Genomic DNA, 15,460 nt, shown 5'->3' with positions numbered 1-15,460 from the left:
TGGGGGGAACACAACCGCCTCAGCGACCGCTTTGTTGTAGCTCATACTCCTGAAGATCGGCGTATGACGCGGGGTTTGAGGGGGACGTATGCACGTTTAGCGTCCATGTAGTCAACCCTCTATATATAGATTATGGGTGAAATATTACTTTTTATCACGCGGAATCAAGAAAAAATCGTCTGGCTCCTTGGTTTCATCCAGTGGCAGTCATGTTTTTGCCCATTGTGCGCAGTGGTGCTCTGGTTTCGGTGCTCGATGACCAGATGGATAAGGGCATTGCGTACCGCGACGCCGTGTGTTCTGATATCCAATGCAAAAAGCGGGCGCGTGCTTGCTGTCACGATGTTGCACAGAACTGAAGGGGGACCAGCAAGAAAGACTAGATTCTTTCTAGACTTAATAATCTGAAAAAATTGCCGTTTTTCAGTCTTTGTTCTTTTTCCGCAAAATCGGGTAGTTACAACGGTGTTGGTCGTGATATACGTGGTGTCGTGTGTTATTGCGACGCTTTTTTTCATTAATTCATTAAACTAAATATAAAACAGGCCGATAATGCAATTGTAGATTAAGGCCTGAACTTGTTTGATTATTATGAGCAATAGAAAGAACGAACTGGCTGAACGCACACAACAGGTCAAGGAAGCTCTGGCTGAAGCGGCTCGTGCCGCGGGTCGAAAAACCGAGGATGTCTCCCTTGTGGCGGTATCCAAGCTGCATCCGGCAAGTGATATCCGGGCGTTGGCAGAGACCGGTCAGGTGGATTTTGGCGAAAACTATGTGCAGGAAGCCGTGGGCAAGCAGGAAGAACTGGCCGATCTGGATGTGCGATGGCACTTCATCGGCGGCCTGCAATCCAACAAGGCGAAGTTCGTGGCGGGCAATTTTGCGCTGGTCCACAGCGTCGATTCCCGCAAGCTGGCGAACACATTGAGCAACAAGGCCCTTGCGCGGGATGCCGTGCAGGATATTCTTCTTCAGGTGAACATAGCCGGAGAGGAACAAAAGTCGGGTATTTCGGTGGAGAATCTGCCTGAGCTGGCGGACGCGGTCATGGAAATGGACGGAGTTCGACTGCGCGGGCTGATGACAATGCCGCCGTTTTTTGATGAACCGGAGCGGGCGCGACCCGTTTTTGCCAGACTGCGCCAGCTCAGGGACGAGCTGGAAGGACAGTTGGGAATATCCCTGCCTCATCTATCCATGGGCATGACCGGTGACTTTGTACCGGCCGTGGAAGAAGGGGCAACGCTGGTTCGAATCGGAACAAGGATTTTCGGGGCGCGGCCCCCAAGAGCATAAACGCCGAAAGCACTACTGACGCAAGGAAGCGATAGGTATGGATCTCGGAACCGTAATTGGCATAGTTCTCTCTTTCGGACTGGTATTGGCAGCTATTCTGACCGGCTCCAGTCTGATCATTTTTATTTCTGTCCCTTCATTCCTGATCGTTGTCGGTGGAACCCTTGGCGCAGCCATGGTCAACTATCCTGTCAGCTATGTCATCGGGGTCATCGGGGTTATCAAGAATACGTTCTTTTCCAACCTGGAATCCCCTGTGGACGTCATCGAGCGTTTCAAGGACTACGCCAACCGCGCTCGTCGTGAAGGTATTCTCTCTCTGGAACCGCTGATCAAGGATATCGATGACGAATACATGCGCAAAGGGTTGCAGTTGACGGTCGACGGCCTGGAGCCCCAGACCATTCAGGAGATTCTGGAGACCGAGATTTCCTATCTGTCCGAACGGCATCAGACCGGCGCTGACGTTGTCGCGGTGCTTGGCACCCTGGCTCCGGCCATGGGCATGATCGGTACGGTTGTCGGGCTGGTTCAGATGCTCCAGACCATGTCCGATCCTTCGACCATTGGTCCGGCCATGGCGGTGGCGTTGCTGACGACCCTGTACGGGGCGATCCTCGCCAACCTCGTGTTCAACCCCATGTCGGGTAAGCTCAAGGCGCGAAGCAAAGAGGAAATCCTGCTCCGTGAAATGATCATGGAAGGGATACTGTCCATTTCCAAAGGGGAGAACCCGCGTATTATCGAGGAGAAGCTGAACAGTTACCTGCCGCCCAAGGACAGGGTCGTTTCCGAGTAACGCTCAACCCTCTTCCCGGGGGAAGTCATGGCGAAAAAAGAGAAAAAGCAGATATGTGATGAGATGCCGCCGTGGATGATCACGTTCTCGGACGTCATGACACTGATGCTGACTTTTTTCGTCCTGCTGGTGTCCATGTCGCAGATCGATGCGCGTCGAAAACTGGTCGCTCTCGGGTCCATCATCGGTACGTTCGGCTTCAATCAGGCCAGCTACGAGGTGTTTTCCAAGAAGGACACCCGGCGCACTGTCGAGCCCGGTCCCATTGATACCGGCGACCTGGAGCCGCTCAAGGAACTCAAATGGGAGAACGTGGACGACGATATCAACTTCCGGTCCAACCGCTTCGTCCAGATCCTGTCCATCAATTCGTCCCTGTTGTTCGGTCCTGACGGCACCACGTTGTCTCAGGAAGGTGAAGCCACGCTGGATCGTTTCATGCCGGTACTGATCCAGGTTCAATATCCGTTGCTTCTGGCCGGACACACGGCTGAACTTCGGGATGAACTTGGGCTGAACTATCAGCCGGGTGACGATGAACAAAACCCTGATATTTCGTGGAAGATTTCACTTGGACGGTCGCTGGCGGTCTATCGCTTCCTGCTGGATCGCGGTATGCGGCCGGATCAACTTCGGGTAGAAGCGTTCGGCAAATTCATGCCGTACTATCCCCAGAATACTGCCGAAAATCGGGCGAAAAACCGTCGCGTGGATATCGTGCTCGATAAGCGGAACACCGACGCCACCGAACGCATCCGCGAGCTGACACCGTCCATTCGCCAGCCGGTGGAGACTCTTGATGTCAATGGGTTCGAGTTCCGAATCGGTCCTACCGACGGGGAGCAGTAGCCATGGCCAGAAAGAAGAAAGAACGATGTCCACCTCTCGCGTTGTGGTTGGTCACCTTTTCCGATCTGGTGACCCTGCTGCTGACATTTTTTGTTCTGTTGCTGACCATGTCGTCCATGGATAACGCCATTTTGACGAAGGTGACGCTGCACACCGCTGATCTCGGGCTGCTGGACAAGCGCGGTTCCGGGCGGGTGAACGTGAAGGAACGGCTGATAGTGGAACTGATCGAAAAGCCGTGGGAAGTGCTAGACAAGAAACAGCGCATCAAGGACCTGCTTTTCCCTGATGACACGCTGCCCGAGGAAATGGAAAAATCAGAATTGGACAAAAATATCGAGGTGCTGCAAAAGGAGAATGGCGTGGCACTGGTGTTTACGGACAATCTGCTCTTTGCTCCGGGGGCTAGTGAATTGTCGACTCGCGGACAGTTCCTCATGGACAGGCTGATTCCCATGATGACGCAGACCGATGCCCCCATCAATGTGGCGGGCTACACGGACGTTGCCGAGGATGTTCAGGACCCGCTTGCGTTGTCGGGCGATCGTGCCTTGTCTGTGCTGACCTATCTGGTAGGGGAAGGGGTGCCCAACAAGCGCTTTTCCCTGTCAGCGTATGGCGGCGATTTTCCGGTTCTCGATGAAATGGGGCGCCCTGTGGATTCGGATATGAATCGCCGGGTCGAAATTTATCTCAAGACCGCTCGTCCCATCGGCGGGTATCAATAGGCGGCTCGTGGGCGGTCGCAACTGAAAAGCAGCAGCCGGCAAGCAAGGCGCTGTCTAAACTTTGTCTGGAAAACCCGAGCGAATCGGGCTATGGATATAAAAGTAAACAACAAAGAAGGTATTCGCCATGGCTGACGAAGATCTTGGACAAGAAGAAAAGAAAAAAGGCGGAATCCTCAAATGGATCATCATTCTGGTGGTCCTGATCGCTCTGGGTGTGGGCGGTTATTTCGCGTATACAATGTTTTTCGCTGCACCAGAGGATGGGGCGGCCACTGAAGAAGTGGTCGATGGAGAACAGGAGGCACTGGAGTCCCTTGAGGGAACGCTGGTTCCTCTGCCTGTGTTTCTCGTCAACCTCGCTGATCCGCTGGGTCGACGCTACCTGAAGCTCGGCCTTGAGGTCGAGGTCCGTGATGCCGACGTTGTGGCAGCCATGACCAAGTATGAAGCCAGGATCAAGGATTCCTTGCTGCTCTATCTGTCGAGCCTGACATACGATTCGCTGGCGACCATGCAGGCCAAGATGGAACTCAAGCAGGAGGTGGCTGACCGGCTGACCCAGATACTGGGCAGAGGCAGCGTCCTTCGTGTGTACATTACGGAAATGGTCATCCAGTAGCACGCATCTTGCACTGCTTCGGGCAAACCGTCCTTTTTTTGGCGGTGAATGCTTGAAACAACGTTTTTTACGAGGGAAACGATTATGGCCGATGATCAAGATAAACTGGCGCAGGAATGGGCCGATGCCCTGTTGGATGGCGGTGGTGACAACGACGATCCCCTGGGGGGACTCGACGACGTGACCGATCCGGCTGACGCAGGCAGTGCCGATATCTCCGACGATGAAGCGCTGGCTGATGAGTGGGCCGCTGCACTGGCCGACACCGAGCAGGACGAGGTCAAGCACGAGAAGGAACAGGCGTTCCTCTCCACCCAGACCCACGATTACGATCTGGCCGACATGGGTGCCGATGCCAAGGCCGGTTCATCCAGCGGTAAGCGCGATCTCGACTTTATTCTGGATATCCCCCTTGAGGTGTCCGCTGAACTCGGACGCACCAAGCTGCTCATCAACGAGTTGCTCCAGTTGGGTCAGGGATCGGTTGTCGAGCTGAACAAGCTGGCTGGCGAGCCCATGGAAATTTATGTCAACGGCAAGCTGGTGGCACGTGGTGAAGCGGTTGTCATCAACGAGAAATTCGGTATCCGCCTGACGGATATCATCAGTCCCATTGAGCGGGTGAAACAGCTTGGATAGCAAGGCGGCACAGGATGTGGCTGCGACCATGCAGCTTCCGGCGGTGGATACGGGCAGTACCATACTCGTCACCCTCGGATACCTGTGTCTGTTGCTCGGGGTCATTTTTTTCGCGTACTGGCTGCTCAAGCGGCTTGGTTTCGGCGGCATGGGAGTGCATCGCGGTAAGGGCGCTCCACAGCTTCTGACCCGATTGATGCTCGGGAACAGACAGTCCGTGGCCGTCATTCGTTACCGTGATAAAGACATGGTGTTGGGCGTGACTGAAGACAATATCACACTGCTCAAGGAATTTGAGGCCGATGATGACGATCTGGAAGCGGATACGTCCAGCGGCTTTGCGGCGATGCTGAAGAGGAATAGGGAAAATGAAGGGTAACGGACGTCTTGTCGCGATACTTTTGTGCGCATTGACCGCCATCCTTCTGTTGCCTGCGCTTGCGTCGGCACAGTCTCCGACCATTCCCAAGCTGAGCATGGAGTTGGCCGCCGGTCAGGCCGAGCCAGGTGATGTCTCCACCCTGCTTGAAATTCTCTTTCTATTCACTGTGCTCAGCATGGCCCCGGCCATTTTGCTGACCATGACGTCATTCACCCGTATCATCATTGTATTTCACTTTCTTCGTCAGGCCATGGGCACTCAGCAGATGCCGCCTAACCAGATACTGGCATCGTTGGCGATTTTCATGACACTGGTCATCATGTACCCTGTTGGCAAAGCCGTCAACGACACGGCCTTCCAGCCCTATATCAATGAGGAAATCCGTTTTGAGGAGGCGTTGGATCGAGCACAGGTACCGATTCGCGAGTTCATGTTCAAACATACCCGCGAAAAGGATTTGTCCATATTCTACTCGATCACCAAGGAAGAACGTCCAAAAAACTGGGACGAGGTCAACACCCTGATGCTGGTGGCGGCCTTTGCCATTTCCGAGCTTAAAACCGGTTTCACCATCGGCTTCCTGATCTACATTCCGTTCCTGATTCTTGATATGGTGGTTGCCTCCATCCTGCTGGCCATGGGTATGATGATGCTGCCGCCGGTCATGATTTCGTTGCCGTTCAAAATTTTGCTGTTTATTCTTATTGACGGGTGGAACCTGCTGATCGGTTCACTGGTCAATACATTCCAGTGACGCGGCAAACAGTGTTACCCAGGGAGAAGTGCGTACAGTGACCCCCGAATTTGTCGTAGGATTTGCCAGACAGGCTATTGAGATGACCCTGGTCATCGCTTTGCCCATGCTTGCGGTGGGCATGGTGGTGGGTATTTTTATCTCCATCCTTCAGGCAGCTACCCAGATTCAGGAGATGACGCTGACCATGGTCCCCAAGATCGTGGCCATATTCGTTGCGCTACTATTGGCGTTTCCATGGATTATGGACAAGATGATTACGTATACGACTAATCTTTTTCTCAATCTTCCCAATTACATACGATAGTATTTGTCTCTTCTTGCGTTCAATGTCTTCCGGATGGGTGTCACCATCTTGCTGACAAGTGCGCAGAAAACCCCTATCTTTCCTCTACGGTGATCGTGCCGCTAATATTTTGCCTCTGATGAGTTGTTGATGACCAAGACTGCTGTTCATATGACCAAGGCCCTCCCCGCGAGCAAGTTGCGCGCTACCCTTGACCCTGATCGTATCCCCTATGAGGACAGTTCGGCTATCCCGAACCGCAATGTGTATCCCAAGTTTCAGCCGCGAGCCATTCAGGCTCTGTCTCTGGCCCTTGAGATCAAGGGAAATGAGCACAACGTCTATGTTTCGGGCGAGCCGAACATGGGGCGGACCTATTTTGTCAAATCGTTCCTCAAGCCGGCCGCAGCCAAGGCAACCGTGCCATGTGACTGGATTTACCTGTACAATTTCGAGGACCACGACAAACCCATCAGTGTTTCGCTTCCTGCCGGGCAGGGGCGCAAGCTCAAACAGGTCCAGCATAAGGCCATGAGCCATGTCAAAGTGGAAATTCCAGCTCGTCTTGAAAAGGACGCATTCCAGAAGAAACATGAAGCCATGGTCAAAAAGTACAATGCCAAACGAGAGGAGCTTTTCTCTCAGATGGATGCCACGGCAGAGAAGGAAAACTTCTCTCTGAGCCTTGATGAAGACGGCGTGCTGACACTTTCTCCCATCGTGGATGGCGAAGTCGTTTCCGACAAGGATTTCGACAAGTTCAAACCTGCAGAGCGAAAAAAGCTCAAGGCGAAGGGTGAGGAATTGTTGACGCGGGTTTCCTCGCTGCTGCGACGCCTCAATCAGAACGAAACAGACATGCGCGAGTCCGAAACCGCCCTGTATCAGGAAACGGCTAAAACCGTGATCGAGGAATCCTTTGCGCCGGTCGTCGAGAAGTTCGGACACGAGGAAGTGCTGGATGAATATTTCAAGGCGCTGCATGACGAGGTGGTGGAGAACGTCGAGCAGTTCATGCCCAAGGATTCGACGTTTGCCGGACTGATTCCCGACGGCCTGCCCACGGGCGAGGACTACTTCAACCGTTTCGAGGTCAACCTGTTCGTGGACAACGGCAAGACAAAGGGTGCACCGGTCATCCTCGAAGGCCACCCCACGGCATTCAATCTCCTCGGCTCCATTGAGCGTGAGGCGGAAATGGGCGCCTTGTACACGGATTTCATGTTGATCAAGGCCGGAGCCATTCATGTGGCCAACGGCGGCTTTCTGATTCTGAACATCGAAGACCTGCTGTCCAATCCCAACTCCTGGGAAGGGCTGCTGCGCGCATTGCGTTCAGGGCAGTCCCAGATAGAAGACCCGGTGGACCCGGATCAGGTTCGGGCCAGGACACTGCAGCCCGCCCCCATTGATCTCGATATCAAGATCATCCTCATTGGCACGGACGAGCATTATGAAATGCTGCTGTACAATGACGATCGATTTGAAAAGTATTTCAAGCTCAAAGCTCACTTGCAGCATGCTGCCGAGCGCAACGCCGCAAATATCAAGACCTACCTGTCCGTCATCGGGCAGACAGCACGTGCAGCCGATACCCTGCCCTTTACCCGAAAGGCCATAGCCGGACTGGTGGATTTCGCTTCTCGTCTGGTTGAGGATCAGAAACGGCTCTCCCTGTATATCCCGCTGATTCGCGAGCGCATGATCGAGGCCTCGGCCATGGCGCGCATGGCCGGAAAAACCAAGGTTGGACTGGCAGAGCTGGGCGAAGCCGTGGCTGCCAAGGATTACCGGGTCAACCTGTATGAACAGGAGTTCATGACCGATTACGACCGGCAGGTTATCAAGGTGGAGACATCGGGCGAAGCCATCGGTCGGGCCAACGGGTTGTCCGTTACCCAATTCGGCGATTACGAGTTCGGTCTGCCCCATCAGATTTCGTGTACCGTGGGTGTCGGCCACGGCGGGATTCTCGATTTGGAGCGTGAGGCGCAACTCGGCGGGCCCATCCACACCAAGGGCATGATGATCATCAAGTCCTATCTGGTGCGACTGTTTGCCCAGGACAAACCCATCGTGTTGACCGGTTCCCTCTGCTTTGAGCAGTCCTACGCGGGCATTGAAGGCGATTCCGCCTCCGGTGCAGAGCTGGCGTCGTTGCTTTCGGCTCTGTCCGGCGTGCCGATCAATCTTTCCTACGCCTTTACCGGGGCTGTGTCCCAGACCGGTGCGGTCATGGCTGTGGGCGGCGTCAATCGCAAGATCGAAGGCTTTTTCGAGGTTTGCCGTCGCCGCAAACTGACCGGCAAGCAGGGCGTGATCCTGCCTGCGGACAACGTGGTCAATCTGATGCTCAAGGATGATGTTGTGCAGGCCGTGGAAGATGGCTTGTTTAATATCTATCCGGTCAAGACCATTGAAGAAGCCATGTTCATACTCACGGGAATGCGCTGCGGCAGGCTTGGCAAAAACGGGAAATTCCCGACCGATTCCCTGTACCACCGTGTCAATTCACGACTGGCAGAGCTGGCTCGTCTGGCCAAGCTCATGGGCTGTGACAGCAAGTAGGGTTTGACGGTCAACCGGAGGGGCGGGCAGTCCTGATACGGGCTGTTAGGTCATCTCCGGTTGCGACTTCCAGGCAAAGAGCGGGTTCATGGGCTTCATGTTCACGAAGTCCACGCGAACCGCGGTGAATGCCCCGATGAACGGCGGGCAGAGGCAGCAGTTGATATGGCGACTGACGCCGGTCTGCTTCCATGTTTTCATGGGACCGGGCAGCACCGAGCGGGCCAGTGTCGGACGAAAATCCGTGGCATCCTTGACCAGATCCTGCATCTCGCACCAGGTGAACCACTGTGCCTTGTCCAGCCTGGAGTTGGTCCCCCGGACATTCATGGAATAATAGAGCGAATTCTTGTTCAGGAAGCCGATGAGGATACCCTTCTCCGCCACACGCGCCGCCTCGCGCAGCATGGCCTCGGGATTTTCCGTAAATTCGAGCACCGACCAGAGCAGGGCATAGTCGAATTCATTGTCGGAATATGGGGAGAGTTCGGCGTCGCCAAGGTGCAGGTCGGCGCGGTTTTCTATGCGCTGACGAGCGGCAAGAATCATCTCCGGGCTGGAGTCGATACCGGTGATGTCAAAGCCCATCTGGTAAAGGATTTCCAAAAACAGACCGGTGCCGCACCCTATGTCCAGCAGCTTGTGTCCACGCCGCGGCCAGCCGGCCAGCACGGCTTGCAGCAACTGGATTTCACGATCCAGCGCAAACTGTCCTTCCGGGGAGTTGAACCACCGTTCATATTGATCCGGGTCCCAACCCATGTCTGCCTCCGTAGCTGGGGCGTGTTTCACCCCTTTGGGGAAGTATGACTATCTTGCTTCTCGCTGTAAATAGCCAATTGCTAAAGACTGCCTTCGTATCCGGTTACAGAAAGAAGGGGCGTAGCAACCGACTGTGCTGATTCGTGCTAATCTGTCTGAATTTTATATGCTTTCAGCTTGCGGTACAGGGAACTTCGCTCCAGCCCGATGGCCTTGGCAAGTTGGGTGATGTTGCCATCAAACTCGCTCAGCTTGGCCTCAAGGAAACGGGCTTCAAAGTCGGCCCGTGCCTGTTTCAGATCGTTGGGGCCACCGGCTATCAGAGCGCCGAAATCCACACCTTCGCTGCTTTCCCCATTGGCTTCGGTATTGACTGACGGGCGGGCCGGAGTGGCTGTTTTTTTGAATTCCGGCGGCAATTTGTCTGGAGAGACCGCATCTCCGGCGTACATGATGAACATGCGCTCCACGAAATTCTTGAGTTCGCGGACGTTGCCGGGCCACGGGTAGGCCTGAAGAATATCCATGGACGCCGGGGTGAAGGAAATGGGCTTGAATCCGTGCTGCTTGATAAGCGAATCCATGAAGTCACTGATCAAAAGCGGGATATCCTCAATACGTTCACGCAGGGGCGGCAGTTCCAGTGGGAAAACCTTGAGCCGATAGTAGAGATCCTCTCGAAAATTCCCGGCTTCGATTTCGTGCAGCAGATTCTTGTTGGTGGCAGCAACCACGCGCACATCAACGGTGATGGTTTTGCGACCGCCAACGTGTTCGAACGATTGCTCCTGCAAAATACGTAAAATCTTTGCCTGTGTTTTCAGGCTCATGTCACCAATTTCATCAAGGAAGAGAATGCCGCCGTCAGCCAGCTCAAATTTACCTTCCTGCGCTTTTTCCGCACCGGTGAAGGCCCCTTTCTCATGACCGAACAGTTCGGATTCGATCAGTTCCTCGGGAATGGCTGCACAGTTCACGGCCACCAGTGGTTTGTCGCTGCGATTGGAATGATTATGGATGGAGCGGGCCACGATTTCCTTACCGGTGCCGTTCTCGCCGGTAATCAGGACCCATGCGTCTGTGGGGGCAACGCGGCAGATGACATCGTTGAGATTGCGGATGGACTCGGACTGGCCGGTCAGCGATGTGGGCTGCTCGGAATTGATCCGCGTTTTGAGGGCCATGTTCTCCTGGCGCAGTCGGGAAAACTCCAGCGCATTGCGGGTGGCGACCACGACCTTTTCCAGTGAGAGAGGTTTTTCGATGAAATCGAAGGCCCCGCGTTTGAGCGCCTGAACAGCGGTCTCGATGGTACCATGCCCGGAGATCATGATCACCGGCAATTCCTTGTGCTGCTTGGCAATGGCGTCGAGTACCTCAAGGCCATCAATCCCCGGCAGCCAGATATCGAGAAAGACCATGTCCGGGATGTCGGTGCCGATCAGCTCCAGCCCCTCTTCGCCACTCTCGGCTTCAACTACATTATGCCCCTCGTCTTCCAGAATGCCGCGCAGGGAAAAGCGGATGTCCTCTTCGTCGTCTATGATCAGAATATGTCCGGCCATGGGTCTTCCAGGTTGCAGTTGTTCACGGTTCGGTGTCCGCCGATGGATTGCTTACTCATAAATGACGGAAGCATGGGATTCAAGTGGGTTAGCCCAAAATATCCTTGAGCGCGTCTTCCAGGGTGGCGAACCGGAATTCATAGCCCGCTTCCTGCAACCGTTTGGGTAATGCCAGTTGGCCGCTGAGCAAGACTTCATCAGCCATTTCGCCGAACAGGAGCCGCAATGCGAATGGCGGAACCTTGAGCTTGTAGGGCCGGTCCAGTGTTTCGCCGAGGATGCGGGAAAACTTGCGCATGCGAACCGGCGTCGGTGCAGTGAGGTTGAACGCGCCGCTGGCAGCCGTGTTTTCCATGAGGAACCGGATGGCGCCGACTTCATCTGCCATGTGAATCCATGACGCGCCCTGAAATCCATCTCCGGGAGGGCCGCCCAGATAATTGCGAAATGGCGGGAGCATCTTTTCCAGTGCGCCACCATCCCCAAGGACCATGCCCGTGCGGATCACGCAGCGTCGCACGCCCATGCTCTTCAGTTCCTGTGTGGACGCCTCCCACTGTCGGCAGACTTCGGCCAGAAAACCACTCCCTGAAGGAGTTGATTCATCGATGAGCTTGTCGCCGTGCGGACCGTAGTAACCGACGGCTGAAGCCTGAATGAGGGCGGCAGGGGTGACCCCGGATTGCTTGACCACTTCAACCAGCCGCTGTCCGGCCTTGATGCGACTGGTGAGGATGCGCTCCTTTTTGCTGGCGGTCCAGCGTCCGTCAGCGATGTTCTCTCCGGCAAGGTTGACCACTACGGTTTCTGGGCCGAGCATGTCGGGCCAATCGCCGTTGTCCCAGCGCATGCCGATGACACCGCTGTCGAAGATGTCGGCCACTTTGCCGGGCGATCTGGACAAGACCACGATCTCCCAGTCGCTTCCCTTGAGGTTATCAACCAGATTCTTGCCAATGAAGCCGGTCCCGCCGGCAATTATCGCACGCATGGAATCCTCGTTTGCTGTGTGTATCCTGATAGTTGACCCGAGAATACCACGGTCAATGGGAATAGGCCAGATGGTCGTTCGTTTTTGTCGTGTCTATAAAGGGAAAATCACGCGCCATAGCTCCTGTCTCGGAAAGAAGCAGGAGCAGAGTGTGAATGACGGCAGGACGAAATAGTGACACTCGTCCCCGGCTGAGGGCTACATGCCGGAAATGGCGTCTGTTCTATTGGGGTAAAGCGGGAAAATCTTGTCGTAGCCGGACACTTCAAAGACTTCCTGAATGTAGTCCTTGATTCCGCAGATGGCCACGCTGCCCTGATTTTTCTTGAGGCGCTGGTAAGCCAATACCAGAACGCGAAGCCCCGAGCTGTTGATGTAGTCGAGGTCCGAGAAATCAAACAACAGCGAGCGCTCACCGTTTTCCAACAGACCAATGACCCGTTCTTCCATGTCCTGTGTACCTTCGGCATCCAGGTTGCCGTTCACGGTGATGATGGTGATGCCGTTTTCTTTGGTTTCGTTGAGAGCCATGCTTTTCCCCTATTTTTTGCTGTCGATGCAGCATTTCTTACTGAGGTCCTTGATCAGTGTCAGTATGTTTTTGTCGTCTTTTCGTTCGTATTGGACAAGGTGGACCATGGACTTCACCAGATGGACCCCCATGCCGCCCACAGGTCGGACCCGTTCATCCAGCGGGATATCCAGTTCAGGCGGTGGGGCTGTCAGAATATTGAAGGGCTTGCCGTCATCCTCGATACGGATGGTGACGACCGTTCCTTCAAGGGAGAGGGAAACGTCGATGGGATGGATGTTGAAATCGGCGTACCCGTAACTGATGATATTGGTGACAAGTTCATCGATGACCAGAGAGAGGTGGAAAATGACCTTGTCCGGCAGACCGTGCTGTTCTCCGAACGTTACCAGCAGGGGCCGGAAACGCCTGAAGCAGTTTTCCTTGTTGGTCATGCGGAAGGATACGGTGTTCTCAGTCACGATTGAACCCTCTTGATGACGACGACGGCGATATCATCTTCCTGTCCGTTGCCTTGAAACTCTTCAACGGCCTGAACTATCGCCTTTCGTACAGTTTCAATGGAATTGTGCGCATTCTCCCTGATTATGGCAAGCATTCTTTCTTTGCCAAACATTTCGCCCTCTTGGTTGCGTGCTTCCCATACCCCATCCGTGGCAAGCAGCAGGATTTCTCCGGCGTGAAGCTTGGTGCTGTATTCTTCGAAGGTATATTCTTCGAGCACGCCAAGGGGCAGCCCTTCACCGCTGAGTTGTGAAAACTCGTCGGTTTCCGGATTGTAGCGGATGGCCGGATCGTGTCCCGCTCGTACCCATATTACCTCGGAATCATTGGCACACAGTCGCAGGTAAAAGAGAGTGAGGAACCGGCCGGTCCCGTCGAGGTCGCGGCTCAACACGGTGTTGATGGCCTGAATGCGCCGACAGGGACGAAGGGGAGCCTTGGACAGGGAGTGCAGTTGTCCTCTGACCGTCGCCATCATCAGTGCCGAGGGTACGCCGTGCCCGGAAACATCGCCCAGCACGACGCCAAGACATCGTGTGTCACCCTGGGTCATGGGAATGAAGTCGTAATAGTCGCCGCCGGTCTCGTCACAGAATTCGATGCCGCCGGATATCTCCCAGCCTTCGAGGGCCGGAACGTCTGCGGGAAGCAGCAGTTGCTGGACCTGTTGGGCCAGTTCCATGTCGCGACGCAGGTGAAGGTGCTCCTGCAGCTTCGGTCCCATTTCATTGAATGCGTTGATGAGCTGATCGCGCTCGTCACCGGTGTGCATGTCGATACGGGTCGAGAAGTCGCCACGGGCCAACCGTTTGGCAGCCGAGGCCATTTGGAGCAAGGGTTTGGTGACCTTGCGGGAACCGAACCATGCGATGAGGCCGACCACCACGAAGACCAACCCGGAAACATACAGCGAGATAGTGCGGATGCGCTCGAAAATCGACGTGATCGATCCAGCCACCTGATCGGGCAACTGGGTAGCCACGGCTTCGGGGATGATCAGCAGGAAACTGAAGTCCTTGTTGGATGCATAAGCCCAGACGCAATCTTCGCCTTTGTAGGGCAGGCGGATGACACCGCTCTTCGATTCCGTCATGGCCTGAATCAGGCGAGTCGTGTTTTCGCCGTCATCTGCCACCATGTATTCGGCCTCGATGCCGGACATCCATGATCGGCGGTTGGTATCATCATATGCTTGCTGCGCAAGTATGAGCAGGTAGCCGTCTTCGGGTTTGTCTCCAGGGTGGAGCTTGACCAGAAAAGACTGGATTTTATCGCTCCAGCGCGATTTGAGGCTGGCTTCTTCCAGAATGCTGGAGAGCGGGATATCCATGCCAACGGCACCGACGAAGTTGCCCTCGGGGTCGTGAATGGCCGTTGAGAGTGAGGTGATGGCGAGCCGGGTGACCGGGTCGATCTCGGGCATGGTCCAGGCGACCTTGTTCTTGTGTCCCTTGAAGGAGTGGTACCAGGCTTGATCGCGATGATCCCAACGCATGGGGTACTGGCCGTGGCCGGGGTAGGTCATGAAGAGGCCGGAATTCAGGCCCACGTTATACCAGTAGGGACCAAAACCGTGCTCGCGGTGAATGTCCTTGATGGTTTCGACCACGCTGTTGAGACGATACATGGTCTCATCCGCGTCAGTAACGGCTTCGTGCATGGGCAGTTTGAAAGCGGCATGGTCCATGCTGACGCGCACGGGCTTGATCTCGCCTCGACGTACCTTTCGCAGGTAGACCGGTGAGTCGACCTGATCGGCGGGACCCTGGTCGCTCTTGCCGAATGATGTGGTCATGTAGGTCGGGAGGTCGTGCACGGGACGTTCCCAGAACAAGGCGTGTTCGACTGATTTTGCCAACAACTGAACACCTATGGAGAACATTTGTCCGCGAGCCTCCAGATACTGCATGAGGCTGACAGCATTGGTTTCCAGTTCGGCATTGATGATCTGGTGCATCTCCTGCCGCGTCGTGCTTGCCATTTCCTGGGCGGCCTGAGTGGCCTCCCTGCCCATGAGCGTACGGGAAAACAGCATCGGCCCCAGACTGAAGGCGATGAGAATGATGAAGAATTTTATGCGAATGGACATTTTCATGAGACTGCCTCGGGGCGATAAGAGCATAATCCAGACGAAAATGCCAGACTACCGGTAAAAAACATAATAAACTTGGAAAACAGAG

Annotated in this window: 17 protein-coding genes; 11 read left to right on the top strand and 6 right to left on the bottom strand. The window is 54.8% G+C overall.

The features are described from left to right. Positions 1-209: 209 nt before the first annotated feature. The 11 genes from DPRO_RS19980 to DPRO_RS08370 all read left to right on the top strand — a co-directional run bounded on the left by DPRO_RS19980 (position 210) and on the right by DPRO_RS08370 (position 8,926). The gene (locus tag DPRO_RS19980; RefSeq protein WP_157917401.1) at positions 210-359 is read left to right on the top strand and encodes a hypothetical protein; all 150 of its coding nucleotides are present in this window, start codon (positions 210-212) and stop codon (positions 357-359) included. 232 nt (positions 360-591) lie between these two features. Further along, entirely contained in the window at positions 592-1,299 is a 708-nt protein-coding gene (locus tag DPRO_RS08415; RefSeq protein ID WP_097011640.1) for a YggS family pyridoxal phosphate-dependent enzyme, read from the top strand. Between the two features lie 37 nt (positions 1,300-1,336). Next, positions 1,337-2,098 carry a motility protein A gene (locus DPRO_RS08410; RefSeq protein ID WP_097011639.1) on the top strand — a complete coding sequence of 254 codons (762 nt, stop codon included), beginning with the start codon at positions 1,337-1,339 and terminating at the stop codon, positions 2,096-2,098. A 27-nt stretch (positions 2,099-2,125) separates the two neighbouring features. Continuing rightward, positions 2,126-2,947, top strand: a complete 822-nt coding sequence (locus tag DPRO_RS08405; protein WP_097011638.1) for an OmpA/MotB family protein — start codon at positions 2,126-2,128, stop codon at positions 2,945-2,947. Between the two features lie 2 nt (positions 2,948-2,949). Then, on the top strand, positions 2,950-3,675 hold the full coding sequence (locus tag DPRO_RS08400; protein ID WP_097011637.1) for an OmpA/MotB family protein: 726 nt from the start codon (positions 2,950-2,952) through the stop codon (positions 3,673-3,675). 127 nt (positions 3,676-3,802) lie between these two features. Next, positions 3,803-4,297, top strand: coding sequence for a flagellar basal body-associated FliL family protein (locus tag DPRO_RS08395; protein ID WP_097011636.1), 495 nt, complete (start codon positions 3,803-3,805; stop codon positions 4,295-4,297). An 84-nt stretch (positions 4,298-4,381) separates the two neighbouring features. Then, positions 4,382-4,936 (top strand): flagellar motor switch protein FliN, encoded by a 555-nt coding sequence (fliN, locus tag DPRO_RS08390; protein ID WP_097011635.1) that lies wholly within the window; start codon positions 4,382-4,384, stop codon positions 4,934-4,936. Then, positions 4,929-5,315, top strand: a complete 387-nt coding sequence (gene fliO, locus DPRO_RS08385) for a flagellar biosynthetic protein FliO (RefSeq protein WP_232005754.1) — start codon at positions 4,929-4,931, stop codon at positions 5,313-5,315. The genes fliN and fliO overlap by 8 nt, the downstream gene beginning before the upstream one ends. Next, positions 5,305-6,072: a flagellar type III secretion system pore protein FliP gene (gene fliP, locus DPRO_RS08380; protein WP_097011634.1), complete on the top strand. Its 768-nt coding sequence runs from the start codon at positions 5,305-5,307 to the stop codon at positions 6,070-6,072. Before fliO ends, fliP begins: the two co-directional genes overlap by 11 nt. Positions 6,073-6,109: 37 nt before the next feature. Continuing rightward, entirely contained in the window at positions 6,110-6,379 is a 270-nt protein-coding gene (gene fliQ, locus DPRO_RS08375) for a flagellar biosynthesis protein FliQ (protein WP_097011633.1), read from the top strand. Between the two features lie 129 nt (positions 6,380-6,508). Beyond that, positions 6,509-8,926: a Lon protease family protein gene (locus DPRO_RS08370; protein WP_232005753.1), complete on the top strand. Its 2,418-nt coding sequence runs from the start codon at positions 6,509-6,511 to the stop codon at positions 8,924-8,926. A gap of 45 nt (positions 8,927-8,971) precedes the next feature. Here the strand turns inward: DPRO_RS08370 and DPRO_RS08365 are convergent, their stop codons facing one another. From DPRO_RS08365 to DPRO_RS08340, 6 genes are all read right to left on the bottom strand, one after another. Beyond that, complete coding sequence (locus DPRO_RS08365) at positions 8,972-9,688, bottom strand: class I SAM-dependent methyltransferase (RefSeq protein WP_097011632.1); 717 nt, start codon at positions 9,686-9,688, stop codon at positions 8,972-8,974. Between the two features lie 146 nt (positions 9,689-9,834). Further along, positions 9,835-11,253 (bottom strand): sigma-54-dependent transcriptional regulator, encoded by a 1,419-nt coding sequence (locus DPRO_RS08360; RefSeq protein ID WP_097011631.1) that lies wholly within the window; start codon positions 11,251-11,253, stop codon positions 9,835-9,837. Positions 11,254-11,341: 88 nt separating this feature from the next. After that, positions 11,342-12,244: a TIGR01777 family oxidoreductase gene (locus DPRO_RS08355; protein ID WP_097011630.1), complete on the bottom strand. Its 903-nt coding sequence runs from the start codon at positions 12,242-12,244 to the stop codon at positions 11,342-11,344. Positions 12,245-12,442: 198 nt separating this feature from the next. Then, positions 12,443-12,775 (bottom strand): STAS domain-containing protein, encoded by a 333-nt coding sequence (locus DPRO_RS08350; protein WP_097011629.1) that lies wholly within the window; start codon positions 12,773-12,775, stop codon positions 12,443-12,445. Between the two features lie 9 nt (positions 12,776-12,784). Next, on the bottom strand, positions 12,785-13,237 hold the full coding sequence (locus DPRO_RS08345; RefSeq protein WP_097011628.1) for an ATP-binding protein: 453 nt from the start codon (positions 13,235-13,237) through the stop codon (positions 12,785-12,787). After that, positions 13,234-15,375 carry a SpoIIE family protein phosphatase gene (locus DPRO_RS08340; protein WP_162291163.1) on the bottom strand — a complete coding sequence of 714 codons (2,142 nt, stop codon included), beginning with the start codon at positions 15,373-15,375 and terminating at the stop codon, positions 13,234-13,236. Before DPRO_RS08340 ends, DPRO_RS08345 begins: the two co-directional genes overlap by 4 nt. Positions 15,376-15,460: the final 85 nt, after the last annotated feature.

The organism is Pseudodesulfovibrio profundus (assembly GCF_900217235.1).
In the GTDB taxonomy this organism is placed as follows: domain Bacteria; phylum Desulfobacterota; class Desulfovibrionia; order Desulfovibrionales; family Desulfovibrionaceae; genus Pseudodesulfovibrio; species Pseudodesulfovibrio profundus.
Note: the sequence above shows the minus strand (reverse complement) of the source record. Positions and strands in the feature narration are given on the sequence as shown.